Source organism: Shewanella sp. ISTPL2 (genome assembly GCF_013283205.1).
In the GTDB taxonomy this organism is placed as follows: Bacteria; Pseudomonadota; Gammaproteobacteria; order Enterobacterales; family Shewanellaceae; genus Shewanella; species Shewanella oncorhynchi.
In genome coordinates, this window is sequence record NZ_JAAPAV010000001.1 from 1,330,381 (window position 1) to 1,347,384 (window position 17,004).

Genomic DNA, 17,004 nt, shown 5'->3' on the forward strand with positions numbered 1-17,004 from the left:
GGCAAGGGATAAATTCGCCCCTTACTTTTCTGCTCTGACAATCAAAGTTGAAAAAGTTTCCCCAAGCGAGCTATATTCATTAATGAGTTTATTGATCATTGACTTAGATCACATAAATCCATCTCGTCCAGATTTGCGACTGAATATCATGTGAGCGCTATTTTAGCTGAGTTGCTTGCTTAGCCCTTTGTTTTCGGGCATTTGATGTTATTATTTGCGCCAGTTTTCTCATGGCATATTCGCGCAATACAGATTATGTAAATTTGATGCGAAATATTGCCCGCTAATCCGGTTTTGAAATGACAATAACACATGAACACTCTGCTTGTATTCTTGCCTTAGACACTTGTACCGAATCCTGCTCAGCTGCGCTGCAATACCAAGGTCAGATTTATGCTGAACTTGCCGATGCACCGCGTGAACACAGTCAACGTCTGCTGCCTATGGTCGATTCAGTGCTCAAGCAAGCGGGCATTCGCTTAGATAAAGTGACTGCGATTGCTTACGGACGAGGCCCTGGCAGTTTTACGGGGATCCGCATCTGCACTAGCATGACGCAAGGTCTGGCACTGGGGTTAGATTTGCCTGTGATTGGTATTTCAACCTTAGCGGCAATGGCACAAATGGCGATTAGCGAGCATCAAGCCGAGCAAGTTTTGTGCACCATTGATGCGCGCATGGGCGAAGTGTATTGGGGCCAGTTTGTGGCCGTTGACGGTATTGCAACGCTTGTCGGTAAAGAAGTGGTCAGTGCGCCTGCGGACGTACTGCTTCAGCTCGATACTCAAGCGCCAATTGTGGGCTGCGGCACAGGTTTTGATGCTTATCCCGATTTGCTGGCACTCGGCAAGGGGATTTTAGCTCTCGAGGCCGTGAAATATCCCGATGCAAAGGCTATGCTGATATTGGCTGAAGCAGGCATAAAAGCTGGACTGACAACCTCGGTCGATGAGCTTGAACCTGTGTACTTACGTGATACAGTCACATGGAAAAAGTTACCCGGTCGTGAATAAGCTGTTCTTTGCCTGAGTATCTGCGATAGAATCTCAGGCAATTAATGCTAAGCATTCTTTACGATGAATGGCTTAACGATGAATAGTGCAAACTTAAGGCTTCTTGATGCAAGTTAATGTGAATCAAATGAGTTTGACTAATGCTGTAGCGAGTAATAGACCCGCTATCGCTCAGGGGCTGACTGCGCCTGAATCGTCACGCCCAGTGATTGAGCAAGATGCCGTCGAAGCCCTTAGTTTAGAAACCCAGCCTAAAAGTAAAAGCGCAGCAGGAAATTTACAGTCAAGGCTCGGCGCGCACCTCGAGTATGAGCAAGATACGCGTGGCCATCAGGGGGCGATAGCCCAATATTTACAAACTCAACATGCCGCCAAACGCGATGAAATTCAGCAAATGGTTGGCGTGGACTTGTATGCTTGAACATCAACAAAAGCCTCCCCGTTCTACCTCGCGATTTTCCTCTTCTAAATTAACGGGTTTAGCCGCCAGCGGTGTGCCAAGCCGTGGCTTGTTTATTATCGAGCTGGTGGTGGCGTTACTCATCACTCGCATTCCCTATTTAAGCGTGCCGTTTAAATGGCTTGAAAGCTATTTTCATGAACTGTCCCATGGTATTGCAACGATTTTAAGCTCGGGCGTGGTCAGCCATATTCAGTTGTTTCCGAATGGAGCAGGATTTTGTTTTAGCCAAGGCGGCTCGCCGATGTTTATTGGCTTTGCTGGGTATTTTGGTGCAGCCTGTTGGGGATATTTAATCTATTTATTAGCGACTTGGCCAAAGGGGATCCGCGTGAGTTTTGCCTTGCTAGGTGCCTTAGTGGTGCTAAGCGGCTTGCTTTGGGGCAGGGATATTCTCACGTTAGCGATTTTAGCTGTGCTGACTATTATTTTGTTGTTACCGCTTAAACTCAGTCAAAACAAAATGTTGACTCAGTTTTTGCGTATTATTGGCTTGATGATCATGCTTAATGCACTTGCGAGTCCGACTGTGTTGCTCGGGCTTGATGGTCAAGGTGATGCAGTGATGTTGGCCGAGCGTTCTTGGATCCCCGCGTGGATTTGGGTGGGATTATGGTTATTAACCAGTGCCTGCGCTTTGTATTTTGCGTGGCGCCGCGTAGATAATGCCGCAAGTCGTTAGTTCTCAAGCTTGTTTAATGCCTCAGTCGTCTAGTGTTTTCCCCATCGTTTTTCTGCTTTGAACTTTGTTGATTTAGGTAAAGGTGATTTTGCTCATCACTTTGAGCTATAACCACTTATGTCGCTTAAAGCTTAGTTTTCCGACTTCTATTCCTTGGATTTTTGGCCATTGGCTGCTAGGTTAAGCCTTCGGTATCCATGGAGAATTACAATGAAAAAAGTCACCTTAGTTGCCAGTCTGCTGCTTGCTGGTTTATGTTCGAGTGTTACCTATGCCGATGAAAGCTTAGATAAAGTCTTAAAAAGCGATTTTCGTCAGGCTAAAAATGCCAGTCGTGACGTTTATCGTCATCCCGCTGAAACCTTAACTTTTTTTGGCATTACCCCAAAACAGACTGTGATTGAACTCTGGCCGGGTAATGGCTGGTACAGTGAAATATTAGGGCCTTATCTTGCTAAAGAGGGCCAATATATCGCAGCCAGTTTCGAAACGGCTCCTGCGACAGATACTCCCGGAAATCGTTATCGCGCTAACGCGGGTACTAAGTATGCTGCGTGGATGACGGCCAATAAAGACGTCATGGGCAATGCTAAGATTGTTACCTTCGATCCTCCACATAAGATGGATTTAGGTGCTGACGGTAGTGCTGATCTGGTATTAACCTTCCGAAATCTACATAACTGGGCATCGACAGATCAGCTGGAAAACGTGTTTGCCGCGTCTTATAAAGTGTTGAAGGACGGCGGTATCTTTGGCGTGGTAGAGCATAGAGCTAACGAAGGAATGAACTTCAGCACTGGCTATATGGATCAAGCGGCTATGGTTGCTTTAGCCAAAAAAGCAGGTTTTACCTTAGTTGAAAGTGCAGAAATCAATGCGAACCCCAAAGATACTAAGGATTACGCCAAAGGTGTTTGGACGCTACCGCCCTCTTTTGCCTTGGGTGATACCGATAAAGAAAAATACCAAGCGATCGGTGAAAGTGACCGTATGACACTTAAATTTGTCAAAAAATCATCTTAATTACCTGACATCAGAGGCATTATGTGGCAATCTTTCGCCCCCAAAAATCAAATTGAATTTGTATTACCTCATATTACGGTCGCGGGCCGATTATGGGGGGCGAAGGATAAACCTTTATTGCTTGCCTTACATGGTTGGTTAGATAACGCCAACAGTTTTGAACCTTTAACAGCGCATTTACTCGATTATCAAGTGCTCGCCATTGATTGGCCAGGACACGGCTTTTCTGCACATAGGCCGGGACACTATCCGCTGCATTGGATTGATTATTTGTATGATTTAGACGCGTTGTTAACGGCATTACCGCAAAAGCCAGCGGCAATGATTGGGCATTCGCTTGGCGGTATAATCGCCTCAGCTTACACGGCGACATTTCCCGAAAAGGTTAACAAGCTGGTATTGATTGAAGCGTTAAGCCCCTTGTCTGAGTTGCCAACGCAAGCTAAGGCGCGATTGAAAAAAAGCTTCTATCAGCATGAGAAGTATTTAACTCAGAAGCATGGGCAGGCAAAGATTTACGACAGTATAGATACTGCGGTGCGGGCGAGGGCACATTTAACAGGACTTGCTGAACCTTGGTGTCGTTTGTTGCTCGATCGTAATATGCAGCCCGAAGGTGATGGCATAGGTTGGCGTAGTGATCCTCGATTAAGATTAGATTCACCCCAACGATTAACCTTCGCCCAAGTTGATGCCTTGATGCAGGACATCAATGTCGAAACCTTATTAATTTGTGGCAAACAGGGATTTAGCCAGTTGCAGAGCGCGATACCTAAGGCCAGAACGTGGTTCAAGCATTTGTCTGAGCACATAATTGAGGGCGATCATCATGTGCATATGGACAATGCCGAAGGCGTTGCACGTTTGATCCGCAAATTCGTTTAATAGGTTGCTTATATGGGTATAAAAAAGACGCTAGGTTTTTTGTTTTTTTTATGTGATGATGATCAAAATTAAAACGCTCGTATGATTTATGACGAGTAAATTAATAACTATAAAATGTAAGCCGGTATTTTAACTCGGTATTTATCGAGTCTTGACGCTTGTATGGATATTGTTTCCGCAGTTGTGGGGATTTAGGAGAGAGTAGTGGATCAGCCTTGGATTAATCATTTGCCAGAAGATGTGCCTGCTGAAATTAATGTGGAACAATACTCATCGCTTGTCGATATGTTCGAGACAGCGGTGGCTAAGTATGAAGATCAACCTGCATTTATCAACATGGGTGCCACGCTAACCTATCGTAAATTGGAAGAACGCAGCCGAGCATTCGCTGCGTATTTACAAAATGAATTAAAGCTTGAAAAGGGCGACCGTGTCGCTTTGATGATGCCAAACCTGTTGCAGTATCCCATTGCACTGTTTGGTGTTTTGCGTGCAGGTATGGTGGTTGTTAACGTTAACCCACTTTATACACCGCGCGAACTTAAACATCAGTTGATTGACTCTGGCGCCAAAGCCATAGTTGTAGTGTCAAACTTCGCCCGTACCTTAGAAGAAGTTGTCGAACAAACGCCCGTTGAAAGCGTCATTATCACCAGTTTAGGTGACCAATTAAGTGCGCCAAAACGCACCTTAGTGAACTTTGTGGTGAAGTACATTAAGAAGTTAGTGCCAAAATACGATTTACCCCATGCTTTATCGATGCGCGACACCTTATCAACCGGTCGTCGCATGCAATACATCAAGCCTGAAGTCACTAACGACGATTTAGCGTTTTTGCAATATACAGGTGGCACAACTGGGGTGTCTAAAGGCGCGATGTTGACCCATGGCAATATTGTCGCCAACGTTTTGCAGGCCGATGGCGCTTATTCGCCCGCCTTAAACGATGGCAGCGAGTTTGTGGTAACGGCCTTGCCGCTGTATCACATCTTCGCGTTGACAGTGAATTGCCTGCTGTTTTTGCACAAAGGCAGCCAGAACTTACTCATCACCAATCCTCGTGATATCCCAGGATTTGTGGCCGAGTTGAAAAAGTATCCTTTCACTGCATTGACCGGGGTAAACACCTTGTTTAACGCGTTAGTGAACAGTGATGATTTTTCCCAGTTGGATTTCTCACGCTTAAAACTCTCTATCGGTGGCGGCATGGCGGTACAAAAAGCTGTGGCGGATAAATGGCAAACCATTACTAAAACCCGTTTACTTGAAGGTTATGGTCTGACGGAAGCCTCACCCTTATTAACCTGTTGTCCATATAACTTAGACGGTTATAACGGTTCAATTGGTTTTCCTGCCCCTTCGACACTGATCCAAATCCGTAATGATGACGGCAAGGTATTAGCCCAAGGCGAAACCGGCGAGCTTTTTGGTAAAGGTCCTCAGGTGATGAAAGGCTATTGGCAACGTCCTGAAGAAACCGCCAAAGTGATCGACACTGACGGCTGGTTAGCCACGGGCGATATTGGTTACATGGATGAGAAAGGTTTTTTCTATATTGTCGATCGTAAGAAAGACATGATCTTAGTCTCAGGATTTAATGTATTCCCTAACGAAGTCGAAGAAGTGGTCGCACTTCATCCCAAAGTGATTGAAGTGGCTGCCGTTGGTGTCCCAAACGACGCCAGTGGTGAGTTAGTGAAGGTATTTGTGGTGGCAAAAGATAAATCTTTAACCGCTGAAGACATCATTAAGCACTGCCGTATTCATTTAACGGGATATAAAGTGCCGAAGCTGGTAGAATTTAGGGACGAGTTACCTAAAACCAACGTGGGTAAAATCTTGCGACGAGAGCTTAGAGACGAAGCTAAGCGCGCGTAAGATTGAAGCCGGCATTTGCCGGCTTTTGTTTTTATGGACTGTGATTGACCCACAGGATCTGGAGAAGAATTTGTCAGCGTTTCAATATGTGAGTGATGAAGCAAGCCTTAATGCCCTCGTTGCCCAATATAAACAGAGTAAGATACTCGTGTTAGATACCGAGTTTGTTCGTACTCGTACTTATTATGCCAAGTTAGGTTTGATCCAAGCCTATGATGGTAAAACCTTAGCTTTGATTGATCCGGTGGCTTTACCTGATTTAGCCCAGTTTTGGGCGCTGTTATCGGACCCGAATATCGTTAAGCTAGTGCATTCCTGCAGTGAAGACTTAGAAGTTTTTGCCCACTATGGCAAATGTCAGCCTACGCCTTTGTTTGATAGCCAAATTGCCGCCTCTTTGTGTGGTATGGGCCACGGTGTGGGTTATGCCAAGTTAGTTGAAACTTGCCTTGGTGAAGTGATCGATAAAGGTGAGTCGCGTACAGATTGGATCCGTCGTCCTTTAACGGAAGCCCAGTTAAGCTACGCCGCCAATGACGTCCTGTATTTGTATCAGCTCTATCCTCAACTGGAAGCGAAACTCAGCGCCCAAGGGCGTTTAGCTTGGTTATACGAGGAAGGGGAAAGGATGACTCAGGGCAGGCTTGCCGATCCTGATCTTGATACAGCCTATTTGAAAGTGAAAAATGCTTTTCAACTCACTGAAATTCAATTGGCTTACCTTAAAGTGCTCGCCAAATGGCGCCTTGAAAAAGCTTTAGTCCGTGATTTAGCCTTAGGTTTTGTGATCAAAGATCATGGTCTTATTGCATTAGCGAAGAAGCAACCTAAAACTTCGGCTGATTTGTTTAAGCTCAATGACTTGACCGAACAGGAAAAACGCATCCACGGCAAAGATTTATTACGTGTGCTACAAACTGCGGATTTGGTTAATTTACCCGAGTTAGTGGATGTATTGGCGTTAAAATCAGGCTACAAATCGGCCTTTAAAGCGATTAAAAGCTGTTTGGTCGAATTATGCGAAAAGCATGATGTGCCGCAGGAAATGCTCGGTTCTAAACGTCATATCCATGAGTTTTTGCAATGGCGTTGGGATAAGCAACAAGGGGATTTACCGGCAGTGTTATGCGGTTGGCGAGGGGAATTGGCAACTGAGGCTTTAGCAAAGCTTGAGGTCTAGTGCTTAATATTTCGTACTTGAATCCATTGCTGAAAAACATCCACACCAAAATGTCATCTTCAATTGAAGATGACATTTTTTGTGTCATCGACTTATCTGTCAGGCAAAGTGACGTTAAGCTCGAGTACCGACAGGTTGGCGTCGTTTTGATCTAACTGCACAGAAACTTGATCATCAGAAATCGGCACATATTTGCGAATAACGGCAATGATCTCTTGTTTCATCTGTGGGAAATAATCGGGAGTGTCCCTTTGTCCACGTTGATGAGCCACGATGATCTGTAGGCGCTCTTTTGCCATTACCGCAGTGCTAGGCTTTTTCTTGCTTTTGAAATAGTCGAGTAAAGACATAATTAGCTACCAAATATCCGTTGTAAGAAACCTTTCTTTTCTTCCGTAATAAAGCGTACTGGTACATCTTCACCCAGTAAGCGTGCGACTGTATCACTGTAGGCTAAACCTGCATCACTTTCTTGGTCGATAATCACAGGTACGCCTGAGTTAGAGGCTTTCAGTACAGATTGTGACTCAGGAATAACGCCGAGTAACTCAATGGCCAGAATTTCTTGAACATCGTCGACACTTAACATTTCGCCCGATTTTACACGGCTCGGTGAATAGCGAGTCAGCAGTAAGTATTCTTTGATTGGCTCAAGGTTTAGCTCGGCGCGGCGTGATTTGCTTTGCAACATACCTAAAATACGATCTGAGTCGCGCACTGAGCTGACTTCTGGGTTCGTGGTCACAATGGCGATATCGGCAAAATACAATGCCATCATAGCGCCTTGCTCAATCCCTGCGGGAGAGTCACACAGAATAAACTCAAAGTCTTTGGCCAAATCGTCTAGAACACGGCCGACGCCTTCTTTGGTCAGTGCATCTTTATCACGGGTCTGTGAAGCGGGTAAAACGAATAACTTATCGCAGCGTTTATCTTTGATCAGCGCTTGATTTAAATTGGCTTCACCATTGATCACATTAACGAAGTCATAAACAACACGACGCTCGCAACCCATGATCAAGTCTAAGTTTCGTAAACCTATATCGAAATCAATAACGACTGTCTTGTGTCCTTGCATGGCAAGACCGGTCGCAATTGCAGCACTCGATGTGGTTTTACCTACGCCGCCTTTACCTGAAGTGACAACAATAATTTGTGCCATGTTTCTCTCTATCCTTTGTTCTGCCATTTAGAGGGGCAATGATTCAACCATAAGCGACTCACCGTTTAGGCGAATGCAGCCGCTTTTATCTGAGCTATGTTGTTGTAGATTTTCAGCGAGCCAATATTGCCCTGCTATTGAAACGAGTTCGGCCTCCAGAGAGTGGGCAATGATAACGGCGCTGGTATCGCCCGCGGCGCCTGCCATGGCTTTCCCTCGTAATGCGCCATAGATATGAATGCTACCATCTGCGATGACTTCTGCGCCATTGCCTACCGCACCAAATATGATTAAATCACCATTTTTTGCGTAGACTTGTTGGCCTGAACGAATATTTTGCTTCACTATCTTAGTTTGGCGCGGGGCTGGCGGCGGGGTACTACTCTGTTTTCCCGCTTTGACTATGGCAAGGCCTAAGTCTTTTGCCTGTTTACTGAGTACGGTTGTCGCGCCCGTTATGCCAACAATCACTAATTGACGTGAGATCAGCAGATCCTTTAACGCACTTAAATTCAAGCTGTCGTGCTGAATGGCACTCAGATTGACGACTAAAGGAGCACCCAGAAAAAACTGAGGAGCCTGTGCCAATTTATGGTCTAATTCAGTCATGACAGCTTGTAAATCGCTGCTATTAATATGAAGCACTGAAAGAGTAAAAGAAGCGCCTTTTAACTCTAAGCTAGGTTTTGACATCCCGGCACTATTCTCCAGAAATCATCAGTCGGTTCGCTGATTTTACAATTAAATTACTAGGCGACCATGTTATAGTGTGCCCCATTGACTGGCAAGTTTGAACTATTGGATATTTGATTCTTATGCTATGTGCCGTTTATAAAAGTAGCCGAAAGGCTGATACTTATTTATTTGTGAAGAAAAGAGATTGTTTTGACGATGTTCCAGTGCCTTTGATGGAAATGTTTGGCGTGCCAAAGTTGGTGATGGTGTTTCCTATCGCTAAACGCGACGCGTTAGGAATGGCAGATATACATAAAGTCAGAGCAGCAATGGCAGAAAATGGCTTTTATTTACAAATTCCACCACCTCAGGTGAATTTATTGGCTGAGCATAAGCTGAGCCTTGGGATCAAAGATTAACCAGGTAGCATCAAGACGCTGCTAATGAGCTCAGGCGCGTCAAACCACACTCGTTAATCTCAGTGGCATTGCGTATCTGACGACAAATTAGTGTAAAATAGCCCGCATTGAGCGGGTTTTTTATTAAGAAGATATAGTTAATCATGGCATTTTGGCAGAGTAAAACATTAGCGCAGATGAGCACAACCGAGTGGGAATCCCTGTGTGACGGTTGTGGTAAATGTTGTTTAAACAAGTTGATAGATGATGAAACCGAAGACTTGTATTACACCAATGCAGCTTGCCTTTTGCTCGATCATCAAACGGCAGGCTGTCAGCATTACAGTGATCGTTTCACCCATGTCCCCCAATGTACAGTGATCACGATTGATAATATCCATGAGTTAACTTGGTTGCCCGACAGTTGTGCCTATCGCCGCCTAGCGGCAGGGCGTGAGCTACCGAGTTGGCATCCGCTGCTCACAGGCTCCAAAGAAGCGATGCATTTAGCGGGTATGTCGATCCAAGGCAAGGTGGTGGATGAAAGACGCGTGAAGGATATTGAAGATCATATCGTGCTATGGCCACTTAAAGACGTGGATTAACAGACGTGAATTCATTTTGCTGTAGCGTTATCGATTGAAAATTAACTTATTAATTGAAACGACACTTGTTGATTGGAACGTGACCGTCAGAATGAAAACAAAAAGGGAGCGATTCGCTCCCTTGTGCATTTTGGGTGTTAAGTGAATTTAAATTCCATCAAATAATGCTCGACTAGATTTTTAATCCCACCATCAACTGATCCAGTTGACCAGCTGTTGCTTGCAGCTCATCGCAACCTGAAACTGACTGGTTGGCCGATTGCTCCACATCGTGTGATTGGTTGCGAATTTCCATTAAGTTAGTCGCAATCTCGTTGGCCACTGCCGACTGCTCTTCGGCCGAGGTCGCAATTAGCACACTCATTTCAAACACTTTGTTGCTGTGGTGGGCGATAAACTCTAAGTCTTTACCCGTTTGCAGTACGTGTTGTTTACCTTCATTGGCTTGATTCACAGTACGCGACATCACTTGTGTCAGATTGCGAGTACCCGATTGAAGTGATTCGATCATGGTTTTGATTTCAACCGTTGCGGCCTGAGTTCTCCCCGCTAAAGTACGTACTTCATCGGCCACCACGGCAAAGCCACGACCTTGTTCACCGGCGCGCGCCGCTTCAATCGCCGCGTTGAGGGCCAGTAGGTTGGTTTGCTGGGAAATCGCATTAATGGTTGACACCACTTCATCAATTTTACTGGCGTTGTCATTGAGTACACCCACCGCATTTGAGGCCGCGGAGATCTCATCCGATAACACGTCAATAGCTTTGACTGTGGTTTCAATATCTTTCCCGCCCGCGCTAACCTGTTGATTGGCTTCTTGGGTTTCGGCTGAGGATTGTTCGGCATTGCGGGCAACTTCTTTCACTGCGGCAGTCATTTCTTCCATTGCCGTCGCTAAGGAGTCCAGATGTTGTCTCTGGTTTACCGCCAAGGATTGACCTTGCTGCGCTGTGCTACGAAACGATGATACAACTTCGCGTATTTTAGCGGTCGATTCTGCGATTTGCTTGACTAAGGTATGTTGACGTTCTACCAAGGTATCTATGCTGATGGCTAAGATACTGAACTCGTCTTTTACTTCGAAGAAGTTTAAACGCCCCGTTAAATCACCCGATGCGGCCCGTTTTAATGCCATCACTGTCGTATAAAGTGCGCCGCCTACGAAGGTTGAAATGTAATAGCTGAACAAAAATAGCACAAACAAGAGTGCCGCCATTAGGCCATAAACCAGCAGGTTATCGTTGGCGAGCAAGGCATCAATTTCTTTGCTGTCTAGGGGAATAATCGTGATCAGATTTTGATCGTTAACCCGACTCACAGCTCTAGGTTGCTTACCGCTATCATCAATACCACCGCCACTGCGAGCGATGGATTGCGCTTTGCTATCGGCTTCATTTACCGAAACAATGCTGACATTACCTTCAATTTCGCGACTAAGTTGATTAAGGATAGTTTGGCGTTCTTGCTCTGGTAGTTTGTTATATAAGCTGCCAGTGACTTGGTTAATTTGTTGTGAAGCATTTTGCAGACTGTTGAGCTGTCCTTGAATTAAGGTTTGCTGGGATTGGTTATCTAGGAAAAGCGCCAGTCCAACAATCATCAACATAGGAACGATAGAGAGAATAGCGAATTTAGTTTTTAAGGTCATATGGATAAGATATTGATCTATCCAGCGAAATTTTACTTCTTTCATGAGTGCCTCGATAAAATGGGCTATAAACCGAATTTATATCGGTCAGTTTGCCATAGACTTTATAGTTTTCTGTTTTGTAATGATTTATATGGTTAATGTAGTCTAATTGCAGTCGTTATTGTGTTGTTTGCTGCAATTTTGGCAAGGTACAGATGTGAGTTTACAGTTTAGTTACAAATGCTGCTAGTGGCTGAAAGCGGAAGTTGTTTACGTCAGAATTGAGGTTTGGGTTTCCCCTTGAGCAAAACTCAGGCTCTGAACTGGGGTAACACATGAATTTGCATGATAAAAACCCCCAATAAGCCCTAGTAATATGCCGCTCGCTCGCGTAAAATTTCTATCCTTTTATTTCGTTATAGCTAGCAAAGCGTCTGGCATTAACGCCCGATAACCTGAGCACCCAAATAGCCTGAAAGTTTGGCGCCCATAGCACTTGTTTATCAAGCGCGACTATGCAGTGGAAGAGAAAATGCAGCAGTTAACTGAGATCGTAGAACAAGCCTTAGTCATTATTGACGAGGCCAGTGATCTAAAAGCACTGGATGATATCCGTGTCGATTACCTTGGTAAGAAAGGTAAGATCACCGACATGATGAAAATGATGGGTAGCTTAAGCCCTGAAGAAAAGCCAGCCTTTGGCCAAGCGGTCAATGATGCTAAACAGGCGATTCAACAAAAATTAACTGAGCGCATCGATGGTCTGAAAAGTTCGGAATTGGAAGCCAAATTAATCGCTGAAAAGATTGATGTGACTTTGCCAGGCCGCACCCAAGAGATCGGTGGCTTACATCCTGTGACTCGAACCATTGAGCGTATCGAAACCTTTTTCGGGGAATTAGGGTTCTCGGTAAAGCAGGGGCCTGAAATTGAAGATGATTTCCACAATTTCGATGCACTGAATATCTCTGAGCACCACCCAGCGCGTGCTGATCATGATACCTTTTATTTCAATCCTAAACTGATGCTGCGTACCCAAACTTCGGGCGTGCAAATCCGTACTATGGAAACTGAAAAGCCACCATTACGGATTATTTCTCCGGGCCGTGTGTATCGTAACGACTACGACCAAACTCACACACCTATGTTCCACCAAGTGGAAGGGTTGTTGGTTGATGAGCATGTTAACTTTGCTGAATTGAAAGGCATTTTGCATGACTTCCTGCGTAATTTCTTCGAAGAAGATCTGCAAGTGCGTTTCCGTCCATCTTACTTCCCATTCACTGAGCCTTCAGCGGAAGTGGACGTGATGGGCAAAAATGGTAAATGGCTAGAAGTGCTTGGCTGCGGTATGGTACATCCGAATGTACTGCGCAGCGTTGGCATAGATCCAGAAAAATACTCTGGTTTTGCTTTTGGTATGGGTGTCGAGCGCTTAACTATGTTGCGTTACGGCGTAAACGATTTACGTGCGTTTTTCGAAAACGACCTACGTTTCCTGAAGCAATTTAAATAACGGAGCTGTAATAGCATGAAATTTAGCGAATCTTGGCTTCGTGAATGGGTCAACCCTTCAGTCAGCCGTGAAGCATTATCCCACCAGATCACTATGGCCGGTCTCGAAGTCGATGACGTTGAAGCCGTAGCAGCCGATTTTAGCGGTGTCGTGATTGGTGAAGTGGTGGAGTGTGGTCAGCATCCCGATGCCGATAAACTGCGCGTGACCAAAATCAACGTTGGTGGTAGCGAACTTATCGATATCGTCTGCGGAGCACCAAACTGTCGTCAAGGTCTTAAAGTGGCCGTGGCTATGGTTGGCGCCGTATTACCTGGCGATTTCAAAATCAAGAAAGCCAAGCTGCGTGGCATGTCATCAGAAGGTATGTTGTGTTCATACAGCGAGCTTGGCATCAACGTCGAAAGCGATGGCATCATCGAATTGCCATTGGACGCGCCGCTTGGCACTGATATCCGTGATTATCTGCAACTTAACGATGCCGTTATCGATGTGGATTTAACGGCTAACCGTGCCGATTGCTTAGGCATGGTAGGTCTTGCCCGTGAAGTGGGCGTGTTAAACCGCCAAACAGTGGTTGAGCCACAGTGGCAAGCCGTCACGGCAACGACAGATGCAAAGGTCACGATTAACGTTAACGCGCCTGCAGCGTGTCCACGTTACTTAGGCCGTGTGGTTAAAAACGTCAATGTGAAAGCGCCTACGCCATTATGGATGCAGGAAAAACTGCGCCGTAGCGGTATTCGCTCTATCGATCCTATCGTAGACATCACTAACTTTGTGTTGATTGAATTCGGTCAACCTATGCACGCTTTCGATCTGGCCAAATTAACAGGCGATATCCAAGTGCGTTTAGGCACTGGCGAAGAGAAAATCACTCTGCTTGATGGCAGCGAAGTCACGATTCCATGCGATACCTTAGTGATCGCCGATGATGCGCGTCCATTAGCCCTTGCTGGTGTGTTTGGCGGCGAATATTCAGGCGTGAGCGACACGACCCAAGACATACTGCTTGAATGTGCGTTCTTCGCGCCGCTTGCCATTATGGGTAAGTCACGTCGTTTAGGTTTGCATACAGATTCATCACACCGCTTTGAGCGTGGTGTTGACCCTGAGATGCAACACAAGGTTATCGACCGTGCGACCCGGTTAGTGCTGGATATCTGTGGCGGTGAAGCTGGCCCTGTAGTTGAGGCTAAATCAGAGGCTGATTTACCCAAACCTGCACAAATCGTTTTACGTCGCAGCAAGTTAGATCGAATTTTAGGTCACCATGTACCTGATAGCGATGTCGTTGAAATCCTGCAACGTTTAGGTTTTAGCGTCGTTGTTAGCCAAGATAGTTGGCAGGTCACTACCGCGACTTATCGTTTCGATATGGCGATTGAAGAAGATTTGATCGAAGAAGTGGCCCGTATTTACGGTTATAACAATATCCCGAATACGGCGCCTGTTGCCGCGCTGCGTATGTCAGATCATAAAGAATCTGACTTAAGCCTAAAACGCGTGCGTGCCTTATTGGTCGCTCGTGGTTTCCAAGAAGCGGTAACCTACAGCTTTGTCGATCCAAAACTGCAAAATCTGGTTCACCCTGGTTTAGACGCTATGGTGTTACCAAACCCAATTTCCAGTGAAATGTCGGCCATGCGCCTGTCAATGTTCACCGGTTTATTGGCCGCCGTTGGCTACAACCAAAGTCGTCAACAGAGTCGCGTGAGACTTTTTGAAACTGGCCTGCGCTTTGTTCCTGATATCAATGCAGAATCCGGTGTAAGACAGCAAGCAATGCTCGCTTGTGTCATTACTGGGTTCCAAAATGATGAACATTGGGCTATGGAATCGAAAACTGTTGATTTTTTCGACCTTAAAGGTGATTTAGAAGCAATTATCGGCTTGACAGTTTCCGCATCAGAATTTAGCTTTAGAGGAGCGACGCATTCTGCTTTCCATCCGGGGCAATGTGCTGAAATATTGAGAAATGATCGAGTGATCGGTCATATAGGTGCAATCCATCCTAGTTTGGAGAAGCCTTTTGGACTCAATGGTAAAACCATCGTTTTTGAGTTGGAATTGGATGCTTTATTGCATACCAGTTTGCCGCTAGCCCAAGCTGTATCTAAGTTTCCAGCTAATCGTCGTGACATCGCAGTCGTAGTAGATGAGAGTGTATCTGCAGGTGATGTAATGAAATTGATAAGAAAAGTTGGCGAAAATCAGTTGGTTGGCATAAACTTGTTCGATGTATACTTAGGTAAAGGTGTTGAACCTGGCAAGAAGAGCCTGGCGATAGCACTTACATTACAAGACACTACTCGTACGCTTGAGGAAAAAGAGATTGCTGAGACCGTTGGTTCAGTCGTTTCTGCCCTTAAGTCCGAGTTCAACGCATCGTTGAGGGATTAAAGTATGGCACTTACCAAAGCCGAAATGGCAGAACATCTTTTTGAAACACTCGGAATGAACAAACGTGTCGCCAAAGAGATGGTTGAGTCGTTCTTTGAAGAGATTCGGGGCGCACTTGAAAGTGGTGAGCAGGTCAAGTTATCTGGCTTTGGCAACTTTGACCTTAGGGACAAGAATCAAAGACCGGGAAGGAACCCAAAAACAGGCGAAGATATCCCAATTTCTGCTCGTCGTGTCGTGACTTTCCGTCCCGGCCAAAAGCTGAAAACTCGTGTAGAAGCAGCAAACACGGGTAAGTAATTTCGTTTGTTTGATGGGAAAGCCACTCCTTAGAGAGTGGCTTTCCTGTTTATTTTTTCATGCAATATCTCCATTGTTTTTATCCACTGTCTGAGGTGAATTCTTTGTCAAGACAGCCCAAACATTTTGACCGTCGTTTTAAACTCGCCTTGTTACACCCTAGATACTGGGCCACTTGGTTAGTGATTGGTCTATTAGTGATTTTCGGACTCATGCCCGCATGGCTGCGTGATCCCATAGCAAGATTATTGGCAAAAATAGTGATGCCAATTGCCAAAAAGCCCATTAGCGTTGCCAGAGCCAACTTAAGGGCGTGCTTTCCTGAGCAATCCACCGCCGAGATTGAAGTGTTAATCCGTGAGAACGTGCAAAACTTCGTTTTGGTGTTGTTAGCACAGGGCGAATTGCTGGTGCGCTCAAAAGCGCATTTACGTCGTCGAGTCAATTTAATCGGCTTTGAGCATGTGACTAAAGCGCAGGCTGCTGGGCAACCGATCATTTTTATCATGCCCCATGTGTGGCCAATCGATTATGCTGGTTTACGCCTTAACCTTGAGTTGCCTATGGTGACTATGGCCAAAGCCCATAAAAACGGCTTATTCAATTGGTTTAGTAATCGTGTACGCAGCAGTTGTGGTGGCCATGTGTATATGCGCGAGGCGGGCATTCGGGCGTTATTGGCTGAGCTTAAGCGCGGTAACAGTTTCTTTTATCTTCCCGATGAAGACTTAGGTCCTGAACAAAGCGTGTTTGCGCCTTTTTTAGGTACAGTAAAGGCAACGCTACCTGTTGTTGGGCGTTTAGCGCAGGCGGGGAATGCCCAAGTGTTGCCAGTAAAGATTGGCTACAATCAAACCTCACGCCAATTTGATCTCACTGTGATGACGGCCGTTGCGCCCGAAGACATGGTCGGCAAAGAAAACGAAGCGTTGGCACTGAACAAAGTGGTCGAGCAAGTTATCTTAGCTTATCCAGAGCAGTATATGTGGTTCCTGCGGTTGCTCAAGACGCGCCTAGAGGGTGAAGCTTCTATCTACAGCTGATGTAGCGTGACTGAAATAGTGTGGTTTAAAATGGCTTTGAGCGCTGATTGCTCAAAGCCATTTTTTGAGGAATATTCTTGCTGATAGGACTCTTTATTGATTGAGATCTTTATCGACTGTGCTGTTAACAATGCAGATTACAAATGAAGGA

At 45.5% G+C, this 17,004-nt stretch carries 17 protein-coding genes; 13 read left to right on the top strand and 4 right to left on the bottom strand.

What is annotated here, in order from left to right; genetic code table 11:
- Positions 1-299: 299 nt before the first annotated feature.
- The 7 genes from tsaB (at position 300) to rnd (ending at position 7,121) form a co-directional block, all read left to right on the top strand.
- Positions 300-1,013: a tRNA (adenosine(37)-N6)-threonylcarbamoyltransferase complex dimerization subunit type 1 TsaB gene (gene tsaB / locus HUB64_RS05995; RefSeq protein ID WP_173496587.1), complete on the top strand. Its 714-nt coding sequence runs from the start codon at positions 300-302 to the stop codon at positions 1,011-1,013.
- Positions 1,014-1,119: 106 nt separating this feature from the next.
- The gene (locus HUB64_RS06000; protein WP_006081355.1) at positions 1,120-1,434 is read left to right on the top strand and encodes a hypothetical protein; all 315 of its coding nucleotides are present in this window, start codon (positions 1,120-1,122) and stop codon (positions 1,432-1,434) included.
- Positions 1,427-2,155, top strand: coding sequence for a M50 family metallopeptidase (locus HUB64_RS06005; RefSeq protein ID WP_173245273.1), 729 nt, complete (start codon positions 1,427-1,429; stop codon positions 2,153-2,155). The genes HUB64_RS06000 and HUB64_RS06005 overlap by 8 nt, the downstream gene beginning before the upstream one ends.
- A 210-nt stretch (positions 2,156-2,365) precedes the next feature.
- Positions 2,366-3,178: a class I SAM-dependent methyltransferase gene (locus HUB64_RS06010; protein WP_028760197.1), complete on the top strand. Its 813-nt coding sequence runs from the start codon at positions 2,366-2,368 to the stop codon at positions 3,176-3,178.
- 21 nt (positions 3,179-3,199) lie between these two features.
- Complete coding sequence (locus tag HUB64_RS06015; RefSeq protein ID WP_168824028.1) at positions 3,200-4,063, top strand: alpha/beta fold hydrolase; 864 nt, start codon at positions 3,200-3,202, stop codon at positions 4,061-4,063.
- Between the two features lie 204 nt (positions 4,064-4,267).
- Positions 4,268-5,941: a long-chain-fatty-acid--CoA ligase FadD gene (fadD, locus tag HUB64_RS06020; protein ID WP_105252274.1), complete on the top strand. Its 1,674-nt coding sequence runs from the start codon at positions 4,268-4,270 to the stop codon at positions 5,939-5,941.
- 70 nt (positions 5,942-6,011) lie between these two features.
- Positions 6,012-7,121, top strand: coding sequence for a ribonuclease D (rnd, locus tag HUB64_RS06025; RefSeq protein WP_028760194.1), 1,110 nt, complete (start codon positions 6,012-6,014; stop codon positions 7,119-7,121).
- A gap of 92 nt (positions 7,122-7,213) precedes the next feature.
- Here rnd and minE read toward each other — a convergent pair whose 3' ends face one another.
- The 3 genes from minE to minC are packed head-to-tail and all read right to left on the bottom strand — an operon-like array spanning position 7,214 to position 8,976.
- Positions 7,214-7,471 carry a cell division topological specificity factor MinE gene (gene minE, locus HUB64_RS06030; RefSeq protein ID WP_028760193.1) on the bottom strand — a complete coding sequence of 86 codons (258 nt, stop codon included), beginning with the start codon at positions 7,469-7,471 and terminating at the stop codon, positions 7,214-7,216.
- A 2-nt stretch (positions 7,472-7,473) separates the two neighbouring features.
- Positions 7,474-8,283: a septum site-determining protein MinD gene (minD, locus tag HUB64_RS06035; RefSeq protein ID WP_006086391.1), complete on the bottom strand. Its 810-nt coding sequence runs from the start codon at positions 8,281-8,283 to the stop codon at positions 7,474-7,476.
- 27 nt (positions 8,284-8,310) lie between these two features.
- Positions 8,311-8,976 carry a septum site-determining protein MinC gene (gene minC / locus HUB64_RS06040; RefSeq protein WP_006086392.1) on the bottom strand — a complete coding sequence of 222 codons (666 nt, stop codon included), beginning with the start codon at positions 8,974-8,976 and terminating at the stop codon, positions 8,311-8,313.
- A gap of 122 nt (positions 8,977-9,098) precedes the next feature.
- On the opposite strand from minC, the gene HUB64_RS06045 reads away from it, so the two are divergent.
- Complete coding sequence (locus tag HUB64_RS06045; RefSeq protein WP_028760191.1) at positions 9,099-9,377, top strand: YcgL domain-containing protein; 279 nt, start codon at positions 9,099-9,101, stop codon at positions 9,375-9,377.
- Between the two features lie 143 nt (positions 9,378-9,520).
- Positions 9,521-9,961 (top strand): YcgN family cysteine cluster protein, encoded by a 441-nt coding sequence (locus HUB64_RS06050; protein ID WP_131525467.1) that lies wholly within the window; start codon positions 9,521-9,523, stop codon positions 9,959-9,961.
- A 172-nt stretch (positions 9,962-10,133) separates the two neighbouring features.
- Here the strand turns inward: HUB64_RS06050 and HUB64_RS06055 are convergent, their stop codons facing one another.
- A complete protein-coding gene (locus tag HUB64_RS06055) occupies positions 10,134-11,654 on the bottom strand; it encodes a methyl-accepting chemotaxis protein (protein WP_105253108.1) in 1,521 nt (506 codons plus the stop codon).
- A 469-nt stretch (positions 11,655-12,123) separates the two neighbouring features.
- On the opposite strand from HUB64_RS06055, the gene pheS reads away from it, so the two are divergent.
- The 4 genes from pheS to lpxM all read left to right on the top strand — a co-directional run bounded on the left by pheS (position 12,124) and on the right by lpxM (position 16,853).
- Positions 12,124-13,107, top strand: a complete 984-nt coding sequence (pheS, locus tag HUB64_RS06060; RefSeq protein WP_173245261.1) for a phenylalanine--tRNA ligase subunit alpha — start codon at positions 12,124-12,126, stop codon at positions 13,105-13,107.
- A gap of 15 nt (positions 13,108-13,122) precedes the next feature.
- The gene (gene pheT, locus HUB64_RS06065; protein WP_173496588.1) at positions 13,123-15,510 is read left to right on the top strand and encodes a phenylalanine--tRNA ligase subunit beta; all 2,388 of its coding nucleotides are present in this window, start codon (positions 13,123-13,125) and stop codon (positions 15,508-15,510) included.
- A 3-nt stretch (positions 15,511-15,513) separates the two neighbouring features.
- Positions 15,514-15,810, top strand: a complete 297-nt coding sequence (ihfA, locus tag HUB64_RS06070) for an integration host factor subunit alpha (RefSeq protein ID WP_006081370.1) — start codon at positions 15,514-15,516, stop codon at positions 15,808-15,810.
- 104 nt (positions 15,811-15,914) lie between these two features.
- Positions 15,915-16,853 (top strand): lauroyl-Kdo(2)-lipid IV(A) myristoyltransferase, encoded by a 939-nt coding sequence (gene lpxM / locus HUB64_RS06075; protein WP_173496589.1) that lies wholly within the window; start codon positions 15,915-15,917, stop codon positions 16,851-16,853.
- Positions 16,854-17,004: the final 151 nt, after the last annotated feature.